This is a genomic window from Paenibacillus sp. FSL R7-0272 (genome assembly GCF_037969905.1).
Classification (GTDB): Bacteria; Bacillota; Bacilli; order Paenibacillales; family Paenibacillaceae; genus Paenibacillus; species Paenibacillus polysaccharolyticus.
Genome location: NZ_CP150221.1, coordinates 2,552,631 through 2,573,434, shown reverse-complemented (window position 1 = coordinate 2,573,434; position 20,804 = coordinate 2,552,631). Strand labels below are relative to the sequence as shown.

Below are 20,804 nucleotides of genomic sequence, written 5' to 3'. Positions count from 1 at the left end.
GGTTTGAATATGGTTGAATGAATCACACGCTTTTTACGTATAGATCGATAAACGCGGCACTAGTTCAGTGAATCGATACAGCTGTGCCGGACGCTGGGAGTACTGATTGGAGCTGACCAGATTGCCCTCATCGTCACGCACTTCCTCGACAATCCCTTTACGGCTGCGTGTAGATGTTATTTTACGAATAAAATTAGGCTCTTCGAAATCGGGTACAACACTCTGGATGACCTGATATAATTCACTTAACGTAAAATCACGCGGCAGAAACTGTCTCGCAATCGTTGTCTCCAGCATCTGTTGCTGAATTCGTCTGTATGCATCTTCGATGATCGTTCTGTGATCAAAGGCGAGTTCCAGTTCTTCCAGTGCCTCCTGGATCGTAAACAACCCTACATCTTCCGCATCATCTGCTGCCTGCCTGTGTTCAAGCATCCATTCCTCTACAAGTGCAAAGAAGGCATGAGAGATAATCCAACCTCTGGGATCACGTCCGGGCTGACTATAAACGTTTAGATATTCGAGATGTCCGCCGTCTACACCGGTCTCCTCCATCAGTTCGCGCTTCGCCGCACCGTAAATGGACTCATTTTCTTGGCAAAATCCACCAGGCAATGCCCATCTTCCGGCAAAAGGCCAGCCCTTGCGTTTAATTAACATAACCTTCAACTCCCGAATCGGGAGGGTTTTCGTTACCGTTTTGCGCTCCCGCTTCGTCAAGGTGAACATGACGATATCTGCAGGAACCCCGTCGGGGGTACGATATTTTTTGGAACTATAATTACGTGCTTCCAGTTCATCGTTTGCTGATTCAGTGTTAACGTGTTTGTTGTTTTCGCTCATGGGCACCACCGACTATATTCATTTTGATAATCTCATTATGACATAATAATAATTTTTGTCAACTGTGGATTCCAGTTTCCGTTATCAGGCTCTCGATTTCGCCACACGGAACGTCGCTGTAGCCATACATCCCAGCGTTCCTGAGGAATCGCGAACCTCAGATTGGGTCGTGATGCTACGCCCAGCTTGATGCAACACGGTTGACGTTACAATTAATTCGCCCTGACTCATCGGCGCCAGAAAATGTACATTAAGGTTAGTCGTGACACAACTATCCACCTCCATGGCAGCTGTCGCGACCATACCCATCGCCTGATCCATCAATGAGGTCAACACACCACCATGAATTATGCCCATCGAGTTGGTATGATTCTCTCCTGCGGTCAGCGCAATTTGGACTTCTTGTTTGTTGCCCTTGATGTACCGGCACCCGAGAAATCCCCAGAATCGGCCATCGCCGTCTTCCACCATTTTGTCCAAAATACTCATGTTTCATTTCTCCTTCTATTCCATACGTTGTTTAACTCACTCTAGATGTCTTTTTTGTTGCTTCATTCTGAGTTCATCGCTCTCTATGATGTCAAAAAAGGCGCGGACTGCGTCCGCACCCTTCCGTTCATTTAACCGCAGCTGGTCGGAGGTGAATCCGTTCCAGCTTCGACATTGACTTTCTCGGATACTGTATCCCGAATCACCGAGATGACTAGTTGAAGCAGATAATTGATGTCACTTTGACTCTGCTGGAATTCGGTTACTAGCGGAATGCTGTCCAGTTCGTTTTGCAAGTCATCAATTTCCTGTTCAATTTTGCTAACCATGGCACTGTTGTTGAAGCTTTCGAAAGCAACGATTTCTTTTTGTTTTTTCTTAATCGTTGCGATCAATTGCTGAATGCGCTCATGATCTCGGATTTTGGCTTCTGCCTGTTGAAACTGCCTTACTTCTTCGCTCGTTCCGAGCATATCTGCCAGTTCTTTGGCCTTTCCCATAATGTCGTCGCGTATGATCAAATTGCGCGTATCGTAGGTTGGCATTCCGTAATGGTTGTACTGCACTTCTTCTTCCTGCGCCACTGTGATCGCTCCATTCGTATGAGATGATATAAGATGAGACTGCGGTTAAACATCAGTGTTTGTACTAAGGCTTGGGTGGACGCTACGGGTACGGATCGTTCTTTCGATCGCTGTTATCTCCGGATTTTTTTCGCCCCCTTCTCCAAGGAGAAAATCCGGCGATAAAGGCGAACGCTTCGCTTCTACAGAATCGATTCCTACCCCTCCGCTACCTCAAGCCAATGTCCAAATCTTATATTGAACCTGAAAATCTCATCTTGTTAGGTGAGTTTTTGTAATAGTAAGGCTCGGGTGGCCGCTTCGGGTTCGGATCGTTCTTTCGATCGCTGTTATCTCCGGATTTTTTTTCGATCCCCTTCTCCAAGGGGAAAATCCGGCGATAAAGGCGAACGCTTCGCTTCTACAGAATCGATTCCTACCCCTCCGCTACCTCAAGCCAATGTCCAAATCTTATATTGAACCTGTAAATCTCATCTTGTTAGGTGAGTTTTTTTGTAATAGTAAGGCTTGGGTGGCCACTTCGGGTTCGGATCGTTCTTTCGATCGCTGTTATCTCCGGATTTTTTTTCGATCCCCTTCTCCAAGGGGAAAATCCGGCGATAAAGGCGAACGCTTCGCTTCTACAGAATCGATTCCTTCCCCTCCGCTATTGATTCGCAGCTACCGGCTCGGTAAGCAAGTTGCCGCGAATATAAAACGTCATCGGATCGGTAATTTCCACTTGTACAAAGGTACCAATCAGCTCCTTAGAGCCTTCAAAATGCACCAGCTTGTTACTGCGTGTTCGTCCAGCCAGAACAGTTGAATTACGTTTACTCTCGCCTTCGACAAGTACCTCAACAATCTTGCCACGTTGCTGCTCGTTGCTACGCTGGCTGTACTCGTTTACCGTTTCGTTCAGGCGTTTCAAACGTTCTTTTTTCACTTCCATCGGCACATTATCTTCCATCACTGCTGCAGGTGTACCTTCGCGTGGAGAGTAGATGTACGTATAGGCAAAATCATAACCAACTTCACGAACCAGAGAGAGTGTATCCTCAAACTGCTCGTCCGTTTCACCAGGGAATCCGACAATGAAATCCGTCGTCAGAACGACGTCTGGAATGGCCGTTTTGATCTTCGCCGCCAGATTCAAATAGTGTTCCCGCGTATATTTACGACTCATACGTTTGAGTACTTCCGTGCTGCCTGATTGCACCGGTAAGTGGATGTGCTCCACCAGATTACCACCTTTGGCAAGCACCTCGATCAAGTGATCATCAAAGTCACGCGGATGGCTCGTTGTAAAACGCACGCGTGGAATATCTATTTTACGAATATCGTCCATCAAGTCACCAAAGGTGTATTTCAGATCCGTAAAATCCTTACCATACGCATTCACATTCTGACCTAGCAATGTAATTTCCTTGAATCCCTGTCTAGCCAGTTCTCTTACTTCTGCAATAACGTCCTCTGGACGACGACTACGTTCTTTCCCCCGGGTAAACGGCACGATGCAATATGTACAGAACTTGTCGCAACCATACATAATGTTTACCCAGCCGCGCATGCCTTCCCTTTTCTTCGGCAGGTTCTCAATAATGTCGCCTTCCTTGGACCACACTTCCACAACCATCTCTTTGCTAAAGAGCGCTTCCTGAATCAGGTGCGGCAGACGGTGTACATTGTGGGTACCAAAGATCATGTCGACAAAACCATGCTTCTGCATGATCCGGTTAACAACACCTTCTTCTTGAGACATACACCCGCAAACGCCAAGCAATAAGCCTGGGTTTTCCAGCTTCAGTGTTTTCAGATGGCCCAGTTCACCAAATACTTTGTCTTCTGCATTTTCACGAATCGCACACGTGTTAAGCAAAATGATATCCGCTGCTTTTCGATCTTCCGTAGCTTGATACCCCATCGTCTCCAGCAAACCTTTGATCGTCTCGGAGTCGTGTTCATTCATCTGACATCCATAGGTGTATACGATATAATGCTTGCCCTTTCCGATCGTTTTCAACTCTTCGGGAACAGCCGTCTCATACAGTACCTGAATGTCTTCCTTGCCCCTTTGTTTCTCCTGGCGATGGTTCGGTTCCGCTTTGATATTAATCTCGCGTCCGCGAATTCTAATCTTTTTGCTGAATTCATCTTGCGAAATTACTTTGGCATCGGAGAAATCAAAATATTGGGAGTAATCCTTTTTTGAGTCTTTAGCCATTTCCTTCGGTCACTCCTTACAGCCTCTATTCATAAAAAGCGTTCTTTTCATCACAAAATTCAACCATTTGGTTCCTCATGCTTCAAAAGAGCATTACAGCAAATTATAACATGAATTGGGCTGTAGTTCCACAAGCAAACATGGTCCTGCTCACTCCATTCTACCGTCCTGATCTGCCTTGCACAAAAAAACCTGAGCACATTGACGCACAGTTCAAGATGAACCGCCTCTGCCAGTGTACTCAGGTCATTTTTACTTATATCCGGCCTTTTCGTTGTACTGCAACGCTATAGACCGTGTGAAATCATTAGTCAATGATTTCAGCAGTGTCGCCATTGCGAGCGCCTGCTGCATTAGCTTCATCTGTATCGATGTGCATATCCAGTGCAAAGGAATCAGATACACGAGCCAGTACATTTTCAAGTACCAGACCACGATCCCCACCCAAGCGAACTTTCAACATTTGTTTGTCTTCAATGCCCCATTTTGCTGCATCGGACGTATGGAAGTGGATGTGACGAGCCGCAACGATAACACCTTTGTCAATCGTTACTTCGCCAGCTGGACCTTTGATTGTGATTCCAGGTGTACCTTCGATGCTACCAGATTCACGCACAGGTGCTTTTACACCGATCGCAAAAGAATCCGTCATGGAGATTTCCAATTGTGTTTCTGGACGAACAGGTCCGAGGATACGCACTTTATCAAACTGTCCTTTGGAACCAATGACCGCTACGGTTTCATTGGCAGCGTATTGTCCGGGCTGGGACAAAGGTTTAAATTCAGTCAGTTCATAACCTTTGCCGAACAAAATGTCAACGTGCTCTTGGGATACATGAATGTGACGGGCGGATACGCCCACAGGTACTGTTTTACTCATCGTAAATTCACTCCTTGTTTATCTATGGCCTTTAGACAGGCTCTTAACAATCCAAGTGGTATTATACTCCTTTTTACTGTGAAATGAAAACAAACTGATGAAAATTCATGAAATACACTTATTTTCGCTAATTCATTTCCATTTTGGGACTCTTATTTTGAAAAAAGTGAGATTTATTACATCCTCTTTCTTTTACTTGCATGCACTAGTCCACCCTCTGGCAAGTGTTCCCCGAGATAACGTATTGCATTCCCCCATAACCAACCATGCACTAGTGCTTCGTCATAATGCTTCAACAGTATTTCTGTCAGCTTTGGATAACATCCAGCATGCTCCAAATCCTGAATTTTGGTTGAGATCCCGTCAAAATCTGATCCCATCATCAGATGATGAGCCCCGCCTAGCGAACAGATCTGTTCGATGTGTGGTAGCAAGTCCTCTATTCGCACTTCATCCGCTTCTTTGACAAACCAGGGTACAAACGTCAGGCCAACACGTCCATCTCTCGCAACTATGGCCTGAATCTGGTCATCCTTCAAGTTACGTATATGCGGACATACGTTATAGCTGTTAGAATGCGAGGCTATGAAAGGACGTTCGCTCAGATCGGCCAGTTCCCAGAACCCCTTTTCCGATAAATGAGACACATCCAAGAGCATCCCCATCTGATTACAGAGACGCACCAGTTCCTTGCCTTTCTCTGTCAGACCCGCCCCCCGCTTTTCCATAATGCCGTCCGCAGCCCAATTCGCATGATTCCATGTAAGACCAACGACGCGTACCCCCATCTGAAAACACAATTCCAGATAAAACAAGTTTCCTTCCAGCCCATCGACACCCTCCAATGTGATTAGGCCCCATGGAGCGGTTTCCACTTTCGTTCGCAAGTTTGCTACCTGTTCACGCCAAAGCAGTGTCTTGACCCCTCCAGAGCGCTGTGCGCTATGCTCTACCTTTTTGCGGTACAACTCCAGCTGTCCCATCACATGTTCAAACTTGCCTCTGCCCAGCACTTCGGGTAAATAAATCGCTAATGCCTGCAGCTGAACACCACCTTCTTGCATGCGTTCCAGATTGACATCCAGTTCGGAAGCCTTCTCAAAAGAAAGTTCAGGTTTCATCAGCAGTTTACTCAATGCATCACAATGAAAATCAGCGATACGCTGGCCTGTTCTCGACATAGCCCACCCTCCCCATAAAGTATAATTACCCATTTTCGCTCGATTCTTTTGTAAAATAACGCAAAAAAACCTGTCTACTTTATTCGTAAACAGGCTCATGCGTACGTTCAACTCATGTATTATCTGGGCTCCACAATCAGCTTAATGGCCGTTCGGTCCTCACCGTCAATCACAATGTCTGTAAAAGCTGGAATACAAATCAGGTCAACTCCGCTTGGTGCTACAAATCCCCGGGCAATCGCTACCGCTTTAATGGCTTGGTTCAGTGCTCCTGCTCCAATTGCCTGCAGTTCAGCATTTCCACGTTCACGAAGAACTCCTGCAAGAGCGCCGGCTACAGAGTTAGGATTGGACTTTGCTGAAACTTTTAATACATCCATGGTAAGTACCTCCCTGGGAATGTTGAAAGTTTGTTTCCACTTACTAGATGTTATTCGCGGGAGGAAAAAAAATTCCTTCTTTTTAGCAGGGTTTCCGGGCAAAATGGGACAATACCCTTATTCCATGCGCCACTCATCTTCCATTAAACGTATTTTCTCAATCCGCGTAGCCGCACCAGTTTCTTCGTCAATATCCACGATTACGCCATGAAAATGCCATTTGCCGTCATCTACGACAAATCTCACTGGAAGCTGGGTGTAAAATTTACGTAGCACCGCATCACGCTCCATGCCCAGAATGCCGTCACGCGGTCCTACCATACCCGCATCTGTCAAATATGCCGTACCTCCAGGCAAAATACGTTCGTCGTTGCTTTGTACATGCGTATGCGTACCTACAACGAAGGATGCGCGTCCATCGAGATGCCAGCCCATCGCAATCTTCTCAGACGTTGCTTCCGCGTGCATATCCACAAGAATACATTTATAGTCTCTCCGTAGCTCGTCCACAATCTCATCCGCTGCGCGAAACGGGCAATCAATCGCAGGCAAGAAGGTTCTGCCTTGCAGGTTCACGATCGCAAGTTCTTTCCCTTCCCCCTTAACTACGGTATACCCACGTCCAGGTGTACCTGGTGGAAAGTTCGCTGGTCTGATCATACGTGGTTCATCATCTATAAAATCAAAAATATCCTTATTGTCCCAAGTATGGTTGCCAAGCGTAATGCCATGCACGCCCCAGTTAAAAAACTCATTGGCAATTGCACCTGTAATGCCGCGTCCTGCTGCAGCATTCTCACCATTGACAATGATCACATGGGGTTTATATTTCGATTTCAGGTATGGTAAGTTCTCCTTAAGCGCTTTGCGCCCTACGTTTCCTACGATGTCCCCAATAAACAAAACTTTCATGATTTGTTGCCTCCTCAATTCCTACATGGCTTATCAACAGGAAAAGTGGCCCACTGAAGCGGCCACTTTTCCAAAATACTCTATTTTGCGTATTCAACCGCCCGGGTTTCCCGGATCACGGTGACTTTGATATGACCTGGATAATCAAGTTCATTCTCGATCATCTTCGTGATGTCACGAGCGAGGCGGAAAGCTTCAGCATCATCGATCTTCTCAGGCTGCACCATGACGCGAACTTCGCGTCCAGCCTGGATGGCGTACGATTTCTCGACACCTTCGAAAGATTCCGAGATTTCTTCCAGCTTCTCTAGTCGTTTGATGTATGTCTCCAATGTTTCGCGGCGTGCACCTGGACGAGCTGCGGACAGCGCATCAGCTGCACCCACCAGCATCGCAATAACTGAAGTTGCTTCGCAGTCCCCGTGATGGGAAGCGATACTGTTGATAACCACTGGGTGTTCCTTGTATTTCTTCGCCAGCTCCACGCCAATTTCAACGTGTGATCCTTCCACTTCGTGATCCAGCGCTTTACCGATGTCATGCAACAAACCTGCACGTCTTGCCAAAGTTACGTCTTCTCCAAGTTCTCCAGCCATTAGTCCTGCCAAATAAGCAACTTCCATCGAATGTTTCAGGACGTTCTGACCGTAACTTGTGCGGAACTTCAGGCGGCCCAGAATTTTGATGAGATCTGGGTGCAGACCATGCACGCCCACTTCAAAGGTAGCTTGTTCACCGTATTCACGGATACGCTCATCCACTTCTTTACGTGATTTCTCCACCATTTCTTCAATACGTGCCGGGTGAATCCGTCCATCCGCCACCAGTTTTTCCAGTGCCGTCCGGGCGATCTCACGGCGAATCGGGTCAAAGCCCGACAGAATAACAGCTTCTGGCGTATCATCGATAATGAGGTCAATCCCGGTAAGGGTTTCAAGCGCACGGATGTTACGTCCTTCACGACCGATAATCCGGCCTTTCATTTCTTCATTAGGCAGCGTTACAACGGATACCGTTGTCTCCGCTACATGGTCAGCCGCACAACGTTGGATGGCGAGTGTAATGATCTCGCGGGACTTTTTGTCCGCTTCTTCCTTCGCTTGCTGTTCAATGTCCTTGATCATTTGAGCCGTCTCATGACGAACTTCCTGTTCTACGTTGGACAGTATGATACTGCGTGCGTCTTCCATCGTGAGATTGGAGATTCGTTCAAGCTCCGTCACCTGGTTTTTGTAGATCATTTCGATCTGTTGCTGTGTTTCATCGATACGTTTCTCTTTGTTAGCCACTTGCTCTTCTTTACGTTCGAGTGATTCCAATTTTTTATCCAGCGACTCTTCTTTTTGCAACAATCGTCTCTCTTGTCGTTGAATTTCGTTCCGACGTTCACGAGTGTCCTTTTCAGCTTCGGCGCGAATGCGATGAATCTCATCCTTCGCTTCCAGCACCGTTTCTTTCTTCAGTGCCTCTGCCTCTTTTTTCGCGTTCTCCACGATTTGTACGGCAGCTTGTTCCGCACTAGAGATTTTAGCCTCTGCAAGAGATTTGCGAATAAAATATCCGACTCCGAACCCAATAACGAGCGCGGCCACAACGAGAATGATCGTGATAGCAATATCCATACTGTTCACCTCCTCGTTGGTTCCTCCAAGGCACTCCTTGGGTCAACTTTTCTGTTTTCATGCCTTACATATGTTTGGGAATAACGAATACTCACGGCGATCCCCCGCCGATTTTCATTTCACATGTACATGATTACATGTACTATCCACTGTTTCCAGTGAACCCATAATCAGGAATGGACTAAATCTGAAGAAACCGAAACCGCTTTTTTGGAAGGAAAAAGGGTTGTCCATTTCTTACAGACTCATGTCCATTTTAGTATTTGACGAAAGAAATTGTCAAGAGAATGCAGTATTGTTAGTCTCCTCGTCTAGTCCCATAACAATGCTTCATCCTCTTTGGCATCTTCTGCCCCATCCTCTTCCATTAAACGATTCATGACTCGGCGCACCAGATCCATGCTAAAACCGCGTCGCATCAAGTACGGGAACGTTTTACGTTTCTTCTCCTGCACGTCTCCTCGAACTTGTTTCCACTTCTTACGGCCAGCTGTTAATGCCGTGTCGAATTCTGCATCTGCACTAACATCATCCAGTACCTCCGCAATAAGTTCATTTGTAATTCCTTTTTGACGCAATTCTTGCCTTATCCACAGTTTTCCCTTCCGCTGTCCCTCCATACGCTGTCTTGTCCATTCCTTGGCAAACAGGTCATCATCGACAAGCTTTTCTTGCTCCAGCCGATCGAGGACCTCTTCAATAATCGGTGCCGCGAACTCCTTTTGCTTTAACTTTTGCCGCAATTCATGACGTGTCCGCTGCTTAAACTCCAAAAAACGTAACGATTGCACGTACGTCCTCTGGCGTTCATCCGCAATAATGATTTCCTCCAGATCTTTCTTCATAAAAATGTTGCCACGTGTCATCCTGTACTTAATCATCACATCTTCCAGAACCGTAAGCGAATAGTGACCAAATGAAATCCGGTAGCGTGCTTCACGACTCTTCGTCCGCTCTACTCTGGTGATGATAAGTTCTTCATCGTCTGGAAATTGGGAGAACCCATTTAATTCTGCTGCTTCTTGCAATTCTTCGTCATCATCATGCACATTATATTCTTGCTCCTTTTGGCGATATTTCACTATGATCTTCACGCTCCCCTTTGTTTAGGTTACAGATGGCATAGATGCTAACAGCCCCTGTCCGGAATGGACAGAGGCTGTTAGCTGGCGAGAAACAATCCTATTTAGCTTCATAAGCATTAGCACCCGCTTATTACAGGTTTTAGGACGTCAGAATACAAAGTGCCTTCCCCTGTAGAGAAAGATTACTCATTAATTTCGAATAATTCCTGTTCTTCAGCCGCTTCTTTTTCTTGCTCTTCACTCGATGGAGCAGGAACAGCCGTTGTCAAATTGCTGGCTTCACGAATTTTCTGCTCAATCACATCAGCAATTTCTTTATGTTCTTTCATAAACTGCTTCGCGTTCTCACGGCCTTGCCCTAAACGTTCACCTTCATACGAATACCAAGCACCGCTTTTGTTGACGATATCCAGCTCTGTACCGATATCGATGATACTTCCCTCTTTGGAAATACCTTCACCATACATAATGTCAACTTCCGCTTGTTTGAACGGAGGTGCCACTTTATTTTTAACAACTTTAATACGGGTACGGTTACCTGTAATGTCATTTCCCGATTTGATACTCTCAATACGGCGTACATCTAGACGAACCGTGGAATAGAACTTTAATGCGCGGCCACCTGGTGTCGTTTCCGGGTTACCAAACATAACACCAACTTTTTCACGAAGCTGGTTGATGAAGATGGCAATCGTTTTAGACTTACTGATTGCACCGGACAATTTACGGAGTGCCTGAGACATCAAACGAGCCTGCAGACCAACGTGAGAATCTCCCATCTCTCCTTCAATCTCCGCTTTTGGTACAAGCGCTGCTACCGAGTCAATAACAATGATGTCTACTGCACCACTGCGTACAAGAGCCTCGGCGATTTCCAATCCTTGCTCACCTGTATCCGGTTGTGACAAGAGCAATTCATCAATGTTAACGCCCAGTTTGCTTGCATAATTCGGATCAAGCGCATGCTCAGCATCGATAAACGCAGCTTGTCCACCTACACGTTGGACTTCAGCAATGGCATGCAATGCCACAGTTGTTTTACCTGAAGATTCAGGTCCATATATTTCAACAATACGGCCTTTCGGCAAGCCGCCTGTTCCTAATGCAATATCCAAAGCCAAAGATCCGCTGGGAATTATTTCCACATTCATATGAGTTGACTCACCCAATTTCATGATGGAACCTTTACCAAATTGCTTCTCTATTTGACGGAGCGCCATATCAAGCGCGGCACGACGGTCTGACAATAAACTCACACCCTTTACTGTTTATAATATAATGATACCTTGTTTTAACTCGTTTGCCAAGCTTTTTTTCGAACATACATTCGTTTTTTTGTTCAGGCCGAGGCGCCTCTTCCTCATAGAAATCGATGAAAAAACAGAAAAAGAACCGTAAACAAGGCTGTAAAGCCACATTTTACGGTTCTTCCGTCTACAATCATTATACTTCCTCAATTATGCAAATGCAATCTGCCTGCGTAATCATCAATCAATAGCGACTAACTTTTGCCATAACCGATACAGAATGGCCTTTGCCGAGCGAATGCGAACCGTTTCCCGGTTACCGTTAATCCGGAGTTCATGAATCTCCGTATCCTTCCCACGCTCAGCCAAAGCGATAAACACGAGGCCTGGTGGTTTACGTTCCGAATATCCCGGACCGGCTACTCCGGTAATCGCCAATCCAAAATCAGCATCCCCGATCATACGGATCTGCTCTGCAAGCACTTTTGCCACCTCTGGGCTAACGGCACCTGGTGCATCTTCACCCTCCAGGTAACTGTGAGGCACATTTAACAGCTTTTCTTTGATCTCATTAGAGTAGCATACAATGCCACCTTTTAACATCGAGGCACTTCCAGGCACCGAAGTTAAGCTCTGCATCACAAGCCCTCCTGTGCAGCTTTCAGCCGCGCTCAGAGTCAGCCCCATATCAGACATCATTGTAACAATCGTGTACTCTATAGGCACATCCTCGTTAGCGTAGAGATGTTCAGATAAACGCTCACGAATCTGCACTTCCATCGCATCCAGCTTTAGCTTGGCTTCTCCTTCGCTCGGAGCCTTGGTAGAAACACGTACGGTTACTTCTCCCTCACTCGCGTAAGGAGCAATCGTAGGGTCTGTCTGTCCGTCAATCAAGTCAAGCAAACGGTCCTCCAGAGCAGATTCTCCAATGCCTGCGAATTTCAACATTCGTGAATAAATCGGCATTTCTTCTGTAAGAGCATGCTGAAGCAACCAAGGTTTGACCTCCTGCTCGAACATTGGAATCAATTCTTTAGGTGGCCCAGGCATAACAACATAATATTTATCGTTATCCGCAATCGCGTTTCCGGCAGCAAGTCCGGTTTCATTCGCCAGAGGGGTTCCACCCTCAAGCACAATGGCTTGGCGCCGATTATTTTCCGTCATTTCCACATTCCGATCGCGGAAGAAACCTTCAATTTTATCCATAGCCATACGGTCAATATGCAACTTCCGATTCAACACTGCAGCCAGTGCGTCTTTAGTCAAATCATCCTGCGTTGGACCGATGCCTCCAGAAAATAAAATAATGTCTGCACGGCCCTGCGCGATGCGTATCGCTTCACTAAGCCGATTCTGATTATCGCCAACTACCGTTTGAAAATATACGTCAATCCCCATTGCAGCAAGTTCACGGGAAAGGTATCTGGCATTGGTATTTACGATCTGTCCCAGTAGTAACTCTGTCCCAACTGCAATAATCTCTGCCTTCATTTTGGCTTCCTCCTGTACATATGTGGAGTAGTCAAAGGGCAATAGGATGAGTTCCTATTGCCCTTTGACCCAATGAGTCTTTCATCATTACCCGATTCAGCTTAAATCATTACGCTTTTGATAAATGAAGCAAGTTTTTGTTTTTGATAAAGTAGTCAATTCCAGACCAGATGGTGATCAAAGCCGCTACATATACCGCAATTTCATCGACATGAATACCCGTGTATGAGAAGGGGAAATTGTTCAGCAGTAGCAAAACAATGGCTACAATCTGTACTACTGTTTTCAGTTTACCCCAAGCACTCGCAGCTACAACCGAACCGTCCAACAAGGCAATCTGACGTAGGCCGGTCACGGCAAATTCACGGCTGATAATAACGACTGCAATCCATGAATCCAGCTTACCCATTTGAACCAATGAAATCAAAACAGCGGTAACCAGAAGCTTGTCTGCCAGAGGATCAAGCAGTTTGCCCAGATTGGTGACCATATTGTTTTTCCTTGCAAGATAGCCGTCTATTCCATCCGTGCTTGCAGCAACGATAAAAATAAAAGCAGCAATTAACTGATTATACGGAAGCGTAAAGCTCCCGAGATGTAACGGCTCTGGATAAAACGGAAAATCCACGAGCAGAAACACCATCAAAAAAGGGATTAAGCAAATTCGTGCAAGCGTAATCCGGTTGGGTAAATTCACAAGACGCCCTCCCTTTGTATCCTCCATTACTTCAAACAATCATCTTACATTCCGTATTCATCATCTGAAGCAAGAAATGAACGATTGAAACGTCGACTTATATTTACATAAAAGCCTATGTAGAAACGCAAAAAATAAAGTCTACCGCTCAAACGCAAAACTGCTTTTAAACGCTCCGGTGACTTCCAGAAGTGTACTGCTTTTCACAAAGTCAGCTAACGATGAAGACTGGACTTGATGCATGACTGCCAGCAATGCACATTCAGTATAATATACGTACCAATACAGTGTCAAAAAGACATTTCTGTACAAGAATTTTATTTAAAATTAGTATATTGCAGATCCAGTGGCAAGTTAGCTCCATTAAGAAGTTGCATAACGGCTTGCAGATCATTTTTGCTCTTACCTGTCACCCGAAGCTGGTCTCCCTGAATCTGACTCTTCACCTTCAGTTTGGAATCACGGATGAGGATATTGATTTTTTTAGCCACATCTTGATCAATGCCCTGCTTGAAATTCAAACGCTGGCGAACAGTACCGGAAGAAGCTGGCTCCACTTTCCCGTAATCCATATTTTTCAGCGGAAGCCCACGCTTTGCCATTTTGGATTGTAAAACTTCAATAACCGCTTTTAATTTGGTCTCATCATCAGACACAATCGTAAGAGCATCCTTATCCAGTTTCAAGCTACTTTTACTGCCCTTGAAATCATAACGAGCACCAATTTCTTTTTCCGTTTGCGTAACGGCATTGGTCAATTCTTGCAAGTCCATTTTGGACACAATATCAAATGAATTTTCTGAACTCAAACCAAGTCACCCTTTCAATTAATCATATGTTCTGTAACATTATAGAGTAAACTTCAAGCAAAAGTCTAATTTTAGTCATGTTTACTCATAGAAAAAAGCATTTTTGGAGTACCATTCGGTCACCAAAAATGCTTGCTGGTCGAGCTACCTTAATACCGGCTACGGTTAGGCTGTCTGAACATATCGAGCACACCGAGCACGATATGCGCAAGTCCAAAGCCCAATATTCCGTAACCCCAGGCATTTGGAGTCAGGTAATAACCCAGGAGGCTGACAATGATCCCTAAACCGGTTACGATCCAGCTGACTGTCACGGCCTTCCACCTCACTTCACCATAAGTTAACTGCAATTGAAGACAAGATTATTGTCCCCTGCAGTTAGCCAGGTTATTCGCTGCTGGAGCTTCCGCCTTCCGAGGAACCACTGGTCGTTGTGCCTGTCATGCCTTCAGTTCCCGTGGAAGTAGCCGCGCTATCTGTATCCAGTTTAAGACGAATGCGGTTGGTTGCTTTGCCGTCCGTTACGACTTGACCGCCAACATCAATTGTTGTTGCCGCCGCATAACCGGATTTAATGTACATGCCAGCGCTGTCCAATGTAAATGTGAACGTGTCACCGTCAGCAGTATTGCCATACTCGAGTTTCTCACCGCTTGAATTCTCACCTTTATACACTTCAAGCCAACTATGACCTGTCGCCTTGATCGTCACGGTTACAGGCTGACCCGTGCTTCCGCTAACTTTGAAGTTTGTAATATTGCCTGATTTTCCATCTTCAGAAACAGTAACAGAACCAGGTGTGGTTGGTGGTGTTCCCTCTGGGGTCTCACCTGTTTGGCCATCCGTTTGTCCATCGGTTTGTCCATCGGTTTGACCTTTATTTTCTCCGTCGGTCTGACCATTCGTTTCATTACCGCCGCCGTTTCCGCCAGCATCACCTTTACCGGCATCATTCGATCCCGAATCGGTTGCAGGCGGAGTTGCAGTTTGCCCGTTATCGGATGGTTGATCAGGTTTGTCATTAGCAGGTTTTTGACTGTCCGTAATCTTTGTATCATCCAGCCCTTGTGGATTGGTGTCATCGCCCTTGTTGTTTGCCATATACAGATACAAGAGCACGATAATCAGAATAGGGAAAGTCCACATCAGAGCAACAGACATCCAGCGGTTGCTCCGCTCCGCCGGCCGGCTGGAGCGCTTCTGGATTACCGGCTCCATCGTTGCTTCCGCCGTTTCCGCAGGTACGTCCTTTTTGTGTCCTTCCAGCAGCTCATCGGCATTAAGTCCCACCGTTTCCGCATAGGTTTTTATAAATGCACGCACATAGAAGCTGCCGGGTAACACTTTATAATCCCCTGCTTCTATAGCCTCCAAATACCTCTTGCGAATTTTTGTCATTTCCTGTACATCGTCGAGACTCATCCCTTTTTGCAGCCGGGCCTCTCTTAACTGCTGACCCAGTTCAGACATGCCATCTCCTCCTTATGTTTAACTCTTCAGTTGTTGCTGATCTATTCCATGATTCCGTACGGAGCTTTACAGTTCGTCGGTATAGCTTGCCGTAAACGTATCATAAATAATTTCTTCGTTAGGATTATTACGCAATTCAATAATAATATCAAAATCATTATAATCATATTCGGATTCCTGCACAAAAATATCCGGATGCTCAATCACTTTCGTACTAGGCATCGACATGATATCCTGCAAAAGATTATAGTGCCGCTCACTGGAGCGAATCGTACTGACAATCCCATCGATAATAAATACATTATTCGGGTTTAACTCGTCTTCTGACATCTGGCTACGTATCGTTTGGCGAAGAAGGGTAGAAGATACAAAAGTCCAACGCTTCATGGCACATACACTGCCTGCGATGATTGACTCTGTTTTACCAACTCGCGGCATACCCCGCAAGCCGATGACCTGATTGCCTTCTCTTTTAAATACTTCACCCAAAAAATCAACGAGTAACCCAAGTTCGTCCCGAGTAAAACGAAATGTCTTGCGATCATCTGAATCCCGGTCAATGTACCTACCGTGACGTACAGCCAGAATATCCACCAATTTAGGTTGACGCAATGCAGATACCGTAATGCTGTTGACTTTACCAAGCATCTCTCCCAGCAGACGAATCTTTTCGTCATCATCTGACTCGAGCAACATGCCCCGTGTTTTGCCTTCAACACCGTTGATGGTCAATATATTGACTTCAAGCATCCCTAGCATGGAGGCGATATCCCCCAAAAGACCAGGTCTGTTCTTATGTATTTTATATTCCATATACCATTGTTTAGTTTCCATGTATACACCCCGTAATGCATTATTCCACATTATTCGACAACATCCGAACGTGTCCATTGGACGCTATTTCGGGTCATCTTCTAAAAATGGGTCACGTTAATGATATATAAAATGAAAATGAATTACAAGAACAGCTCTGTAATCCGTTTGTAATCATTAGAGAAAAGCCCCCTTGCGGGAGCTCTTCATCTCTAGTCTTATGCGTTTTGTTTGGCCAATTTGACCATCAGGCACGCAATCGTACGACGCTCATCCGCATCGCCGACATCCCATAGTTCCTTCAATGCTCGGTTGGAATGGTTCGCCGGGTCAACTTTCTCATCCAGAAAGTCGCCGATCTCGTATGCCAGTTTGTTGATGGTTTCTTCACTCATCCCCATCCTCTCAGCTTGCAGTACGCGATCACCCAGGAACTTCTTCCATGTGTCGAAGTTAGAAACCACTGTTTTGTCTGTTGACATGATAAATCCTCCTTGGCTGACGCATGAGATTTAAAATCAACAGTTGTAATATGTGCTTTCGGGACATTTTATATACGAGCATTTAAAATTAAAATCAAGCTGTAAGTTCACAATCCACTGACTTGCAACTTGAACACGGCATTAAGTCAGCCAGCCCCCATTCGGACTGATAATCTGTCCATTGATATATCCCGACTCAGGTAGCGCGAGAAAATAAACCAGTGACGAAATTTCGTCCGGCTGCGCCAGTCGCCCCGCAGGAATCTCCTCTTCCAACATCTTCAACTCACTCTGATCCAGATGGTCTAACATCGTGGTCTGAACAGCCCCTGGAGCAACGGCATTCACCGTAACGCCGGAGGGAGCAAGCTCTTTAGCAAGTGCCTTCGTGAAGGCATTTACCCCGCCCTTGGTTGTGGAATACAACACCTCACAAGATGCACCAGATAGCCCCCATATGGATGACACATTAATAATTCTACCGTATCTTTGGGAGATCATATGTGGCATCATCTCTTGTGTACATAGAAAAGTACCTTTCAGATTAATTGCCATCACTTCATCCCATATTTCCTCTGTCACATCCGCTAGCAAACCATAGTGAGATATACCAGCGTTATTCACAAGAATATCCGGCAACAACTCGTGAGCAGCCAATTTTTCCCGCATACGCTGAATCTGTTCCCTGCTGCGAAGATCAGCTGAAACCGTCATGATACGTCCATTTCCTCGCTCCATACAACGTCTTGCCGCTTCATTGGCTGCTTCATGCGATTTCATGTAGTGCAACACAACATTCATACCTACACTGGCAAACCGCTCTGCAATTGCAGCTCCTATGCCTCCGCTTGCCCCGGTAACCAGAACAGTCATTTCCCCTATAGCTTTCACAATGTGTTCCCCCCATAACTTTCACTCTCAATCTGGTGAACCCTTCGATCGCTGTCCCTTTCCCTCTCCATGGTTAAGGACTAACAACGAGTGATACAGCGAGCTGATCCCAACGAATATGCTCTTTCAATCTTTGATTCACATCTTGAAGTGTAATCGTTTCATACAATGAAATCATATTGAAAAAATCACCGCCACGGAAATGCTGCCGTGTGAATTCATTCGCAATGTTTTCTGGTGAATTGAGCATGCGCAAATAACCGCCAATTTTCTTTTTGCGCGCACGTTCAAAATCGGAAGCATCGAATCCTTTTTGCATAATCGCTTCGACTTCTTGGCGTATCCGTTTCAACAATTGATCCGGGTCTTTCGTATCCCCACCGACTGCAGAGAAGGCATATTGTGGTGAACTGATATAGTCATGTCCAAAACTATCCGAGATCAGATCTTCATCATAAAGCTTCTGAAACAGACGTGTGCTGGAACCAAACAACAGATCCATCATCAGCTGCGAGGTCGTGTCCCGGCGCAAAAGTGGCTCTCCTGTAAGTCCAACATCCGTTTCTTTGAATCCAAACAAACATTTCGGCAGAGAAACGGATAATTTGACCTCTCGTCTGGCCTCCCCCACCTGCTCTGGCTCTGGTTCAAAGAAACGGTAAATCGGGCCCTGCGGCTCGAAATTTTTCTGCTCCTGATTGGAACGAACCATGCTAATGACCTGCTCAGGATCAACACCGCCGACAACAAACAAGAGCATGTTACTTGGGTGATAAAATGTGTTATAACACGTATACAACGTTTCTTTGGTGATCGTGTTAATGGATTGGACCGTGCCCGCAATATCAATATGCACCGGATGTTTTTGATACATTGCTTCAATCAACCCGAAATAAACACGCCAGTCCGGATTATCGGCATACATATTAATTTCTTGTTCGATGATGCCTTTTTCCTTATTGACGTTCTGATCAGTAAAGTACGGATTTTGCACAAAATCAACTAATGTTTGTATATTTTCGTTCATATTTTCGGTTGCCGAAAACAAATAAACGGTCTGATCAAAACTTGTGAAAGCGTTCGCAGAAGCACCGTGAGAAGCAAATGTTGCAAAAATATCACCCGTTGGCTCCTCAAACATTTTGTGTTCCAGAAAATGAGCAATACCGTCGGGCACCTTTACCTCGGCTTGCCCTTCCACCTGAAAGTGATTGTCCACTGACCCGTATTTGGTCGCAAAGGTGGCATATGTTTTCTGAAAACCCGGTTTAGGCAAAACATAGACATGCAGTCCACTCGCCATTACTTCGTAATATAATGTCTCCTGCAAATGTTCATACCGAATGCTCTCCACGACTATTCCTCCTTCTCGTCCCGCAAGAAATAAATCGTATCCAGACGGAACTGCTCTGCGGCCTCACGAACATCCTGCTTGGTAATCTGCTCGATTTGTGCAAGTAGCTCTTCAGACGTTCTTTCCTTACCAGACAACTGACGGTTAAAATCGTAAGCAATCATCTCAAAAGCAGCATCCTGCATTTCTTTTAACAGATTACGGATCATCGCTTTCGTCTGGGACATCTCCAGATCTGTGATATGGCCAAGTTTCATTTCCTCAAGTTGCTGCTTGATGATGGTCACTGCTTTTTCATAATTGGGAATTTCAATCCCGGATTGAACAGTAGCAATGCCTTTGTGCCCGTCGTATCTGGAAGAAGCATAATAGGCGAGGCTTTCTTTTTCACGAACATTGACAAACAGCTTCGAATGCGGGTATCCACCCAGAATACCGTTATACATTAGCGCTGATGCGTATTTATCGTCTGCATAGGTAATGGAAGTGCGAAGCCCCAGGTTCAGCTTGCCCTGCCCAATGTTCAGCCGTTCAATGACCGTATTTGGCTCCTCATCCCCACGCACCGACTTCTGAGCCTGATAGTCAGAGGAAGTCTTGCGTTCAAGGTTAAAATGACGCTCTACCAGTTCCTCCACTTCTTCCAGAGTTGTATCCCCGACCACATACAAGTCCATACTGGCTTCTTTTAGCCAGTTTTCATAAGTAGCTGTTAATTCAGGAGGTTCAATGGCTGGCAGTGCTTTTCGTTCACCCAAGGGATGAAGCCGGTAAGGTTCATGCTTGCACATTTCTTCGATACACCGTTCAGCTGCATAACGCATTTTATCGTTCACAATCGACTCCAGCTTTTTACGAACCGTCTCGCGTTCTGCCTGTACATACGACGTTTTGAAGTGTCCATTTTCCCTCGCGGGCTTGGTCAATACTTCTCCAAGAAACGCAAACGAACGATCCAGAAGTTGCTGCTCCCCACCTCCGACAAACGAATCATTAATGGTGTCCATACGAAACTGCACAATCTGATAATCACCGCGTTTATAGACGTCAAAACCAAATCCTGCTCCATACAAGTGCTCCAATTGCTCTCGAAACTGCGTTGTTTCCGGATACGACTCCGTCCCTCTTCTTAAAACAAACGGTGTCAGTGCCACGGGAGTAACGGTGTCCTCGCGTAGCGGAACTCCAGCATACAGTGAGATAGCGAACGTCTTGAAACGTTTGGTTGGAAGCACATGGATACGTAGCTGTTTACGGCTACCTCGTTCAAATGCTACGGTATTCAAATGTCAAAACCCCTTTACGGCGTCATTTAGATAACATTTCCTCAAGCTTAAACGTAACCACCATTTTAAACCATCCAAA

The 20,804-nt window shown here is 45.7% G+C and carries 21 protein-coding genes; all 21 read right to left on the bottom strand.

The features are described 5' to 3' along the window. Positions 1–33 precede the first annotated feature (33 nt). The 21 genes from MKY23_RS11455 to MKY23_RS11355 all read right to left on the bottom strand — a co-directional run bounded on the left by MKY23_RS11455 (position 34) and on the right by MKY23_RS11355 (position 20,725). The gene (locus tag MKY23_RS11455) at positions 34–843 is read right to left on the bottom strand and encodes an NUDIX domain-containing protein (protein WP_090921102.1); all 810 of its coding nucleotides are present in this window, start codon (positions 841–843) and stop codon (positions 34–36) included. 84 nt (positions 844–927) lie between these two features. Further along, on the bottom strand, positions 928–1,332 hold the full coding sequence (locus MKY23_RS11450) for a PaaI family thioesterase (protein WP_090921104.1): 405 nt from the start codon (positions 1,330–1,332) through the stop codon (positions 928–930). A gap of 131 nt (positions 1,333–1,463) precedes the next feature. After that, entirely contained in the window at positions 1,464–1,877 is a 414-nt protein-coding gene (locus MKY23_RS11445; RefSeq protein ID WP_090921137.1) for a YlbF family regulator, read from the bottom strand. A gap of 685 nt (positions 1,878–2,562) precedes the next feature. After that, a complete protein-coding gene (gene miaB / locus MKY23_RS11440; protein WP_090923804.1) occupies positions 2,563–4,119 on the bottom strand; it encodes a tRNA (N6-isopentenyl adenosine(37)-C2)-methylthiotransferase MiaB in 1,557 nt (518 codons plus the stop codon). A gap of 307 nt (positions 4,120–4,426) precedes the next feature. After that, positions 4,427–4,999: a phosphate propanoyltransferase gene (locus MKY23_RS11435; RefSeq protein ID WP_090923805.1), complete on the bottom strand. Its 573-nt coding sequence runs from the start codon at positions 4,997–4,999 to the stop codon at positions 4,427–4,429. A 176-nt stretch (positions 5,000–5,175) separates the two neighbouring features. After that, the gene (locus MKY23_RS11430) at positions 5,176–6,180 is read right to left on the bottom strand and encodes a dipeptidase (protein ID WP_221790514.1); all 1,005 of its coding nucleotides are present in this window, start codon (positions 6,178–6,180) and stop codon (positions 5,176–5,178) included. Between the two features lie 119 nt (positions 6,181–6,299). After that, positions 6,300–6,560 (bottom strand): stage V sporulation protein S, encoded by a 261-nt coding sequence (locus MKY23_RS11425; protein WP_007430104.1) that lies wholly within the window; start codon positions 6,558–6,560, stop codon positions 6,300–6,302. Between the two features lie 117 nt (positions 6,561–6,677). Next, the gene (locus tag MKY23_RS11420; protein WP_090923807.1) at positions 6,678–7,472 is read right to left on the bottom strand and encodes a TIGR00282 family metallophosphoesterase; all 795 of its coding nucleotides are present in this window, start codon (positions 7,470–7,472) and stop codon (positions 6,678–6,680) included. An 80-nt stretch (positions 7,473–7,552) separates the two neighbouring features. After that, a complete protein-coding gene (rny, locus tag MKY23_RS11415; protein WP_090923808.1) occupies positions 7,553–9,094 on the bottom strand; it encodes a ribonuclease Y in 1,542 nt (513 codons plus the stop codon). A 311-nt stretch (positions 9,095–9,405) separates the two neighbouring features. Next, complete coding sequence (locus MKY23_RS11410; RefSeq protein WP_336122813.1) at positions 9,406–10,143, bottom strand: RecX family transcriptional regulator; 738 nt, start codon at positions 10,141–10,143, stop codon at positions 9,406–9,408. A 218-nt stretch (positions 10,144–10,361) separates the two neighbouring features. Further along, entirely contained in the window at positions 10,362–11,426 is a 1,065-nt protein-coding gene (recA, locus tag MKY23_RS11405) for a recombinase RecA (RefSeq protein ID WP_336122386.1), read from the bottom strand. Between the two features lie 240 nt (positions 11,427–11,666). Then, positions 11,667–12,923 (bottom strand): competence/damage-inducible protein A, encoded by a 1,257-nt coding sequence (locus tag MKY23_RS11400; protein WP_154983872.1) that lies wholly within the window; start codon positions 12,921–12,923, stop codon positions 11,667–11,669. Positions 12,924–13,032: 109 nt separating this feature from the next. Then, a complete protein-coding gene (gene pgsA, locus MKY23_RS11395) occupies positions 13,033–13,620 on the bottom strand; it encodes a CDP-diacylglycerol--glycerol-3-phosphate 3-phosphatidyltransferase (RefSeq protein ID WP_090923811.1) in 588 nt (195 codons plus the stop codon). Positions 13,621–13,937: 317 nt separating this feature from the next. Next, positions 13,938–14,429, bottom strand: coding sequence for a YajQ family cyclic di-GMP-binding protein (locus MKY23_RS11390; RefSeq protein ID WP_090923812.1), 492 nt, complete (start codon positions 14,427–14,429; stop codon positions 13,938–13,940). Positions 14,430–14,578: 149 nt separating this feature from the next. After that, entirely contained in the window at positions 14,579–14,743 is a 165-nt protein-coding gene (locus MKY23_RS11385; protein ID WP_167375816.1) for a hypothetical protein, read from the bottom strand. 73 nt (positions 14,744–14,816) lie between these two features. Then, positions 14,817–15,899, bottom strand: coding sequence for a RodZ family helix-turn-helix domain-containing protein (locus MKY23_RS11380; RefSeq protein ID WP_154886337.1), 1,083 nt, complete (start codon positions 15,897–15,899; stop codon positions 14,817–14,819). A 66-nt stretch (positions 15,900–15,965) separates the two neighbouring features. Then, entirely contained in the window at positions 15,966–16,733 is a 768-nt protein-coding gene (locus tag MKY23_RS11375; RefSeq protein ID WP_090923944.1) for a DUF3388 domain-containing protein, read from the bottom strand. A gap of 197 nt (positions 16,734–16,930) precedes the next feature. Continuing rightward, entirely contained in the window at positions 16,931–17,194 is a 264-nt protein-coding gene (locus tag MKY23_RS11370; protein WP_090923814.1) for a DUF3243 domain-containing protein, read from the bottom strand. Between the two features lie 141 nt (positions 17,195–17,335). Continuing rightward, entirely contained in the window at positions 17,336–18,067 is a 732-nt protein-coding gene (gene fabG, locus MKY23_RS11365; protein ID WP_090923945.1) for a 3-oxoacyl-ACP reductase FabG, read from the bottom strand. Between the two features lie 91 nt (positions 18,068–18,158). Further along, positions 18,159–19,439, bottom strand: a complete 1,281-nt coding sequence (locus MKY23_RS11360) for a pitrilysin family protein (protein ID WP_339838053.1) — start codon at positions 19,437–19,439, stop codon at positions 18,159–18,161. Positions 19,440–19,441: 2 nt separating this feature from the next. Then, a complete protein-coding gene (locus tag MKY23_RS11355; protein ID WP_221790523.1) occupies positions 19,442–20,725 on the bottom strand; it encodes a pitrilysin family protein in 1,284 nt (427 codons plus the stop codon). Positions 20,726–20,804: the final 79 nt, after the last annotated feature.

Excerpts from the sequence above, each read along its gene's own strand:
- MKY23_RS11455 (WP_090921102.1), bottom strand. The coding sequence starts at position 843 with ATGAGCGAAAACAACAAACACGTTAACACTGAATCAGCAAACGATGAA.
- MKY23_RS11450 (WP_090921104.1), bottom strand. The coding sequence starts at position 1,332 with ATGAGTATTTTGGACAAAATGGTGGAAGACGGCGATGGCCGATTCTGG.
- MKY23_RS11445 (WP_090921137.1), bottom strand. The coding sequence starts at position 1,877 with ATGCCAACCTACGATACGCGCAATTTGATCATACGCGACGACATTATG.
- miaB (WP_090923804.1), bottom strand. The coding sequence starts at position 4,119 with ATGGCTAAAGACTCAAAAAAGGATTACTCCCAATATTTTGATTTCTCC.
- MKY23_RS11435 (WP_090923805.1), bottom strand. The coding sequence starts at position 4,999 with ATGAGTAAAACAGTACCTGTGGGCGTATCCGCCCGTCACATTCATGTA.
- MKY23_RS11430 (WP_221790514.1), bottom strand. The coding sequence starts at position 6,180 with ATGTCGAGAACAGGCCAGCGTATCGCTGATTTTCATTGTGATGCATTG.
- MKY23_RS11425 (WP_007430104.1), bottom strand. The coding sequence starts at position 6,560 with ATGGATGTATTAAAAGTTTCAGCAAAGTCCAATCCTAACTCTGTAGCC.
- MKY23_RS11420 (WP_090923807.1), bottom strand. The coding sequence starts at position 7,472 with ATGAAAGTTTTGTTTATTGGGGACATCGTAGGAAACGTAGGGCGCAAA.
- rny (WP_090923808.1), bottom strand. The coding sequence starts at position 9,094 with ATGGATATTGCTATCACGATCATTCTCGTTGTGGCCGCGCTCGTTATT.
- MKY23_RS11400 (WP_154983872.1), bottom strand. The coding sequence starts at position 12,923 with ATGAAGGCAGAGATTATTGCAGTTGGGACAGAGTTACTACTGGGACAG.
- MKY23_RS11380 (WP_154886337.1), bottom strand. The coding sequence starts at position 15,899 with ATGTCTGAACTGGGTCAGCAGTTAAGAGAGGCCCGGCTGCAAAAAGGG.
- MKY23_RS11375 (WP_090923944.1), bottom strand. The coding sequence starts at position 16,733 with ATGGAAACTAAACAATGGTATATGGAATATAAAATACATAAGAACAGA.
- MKY23_RS11370 (WP_090923814.1), bottom strand. The coding sequence starts at position 17,194 with ATGTCAACAGACAAAACAGTGGTTTCTAACTTCGACACATGGAAGAAG.
- fabG (WP_090923945.1), bottom strand. The coding sequence starts at position 18,067 with ATGACTGTTCTGGTTACCGGGGCAAGCGGAGGCATAGGAGCTGCAATT.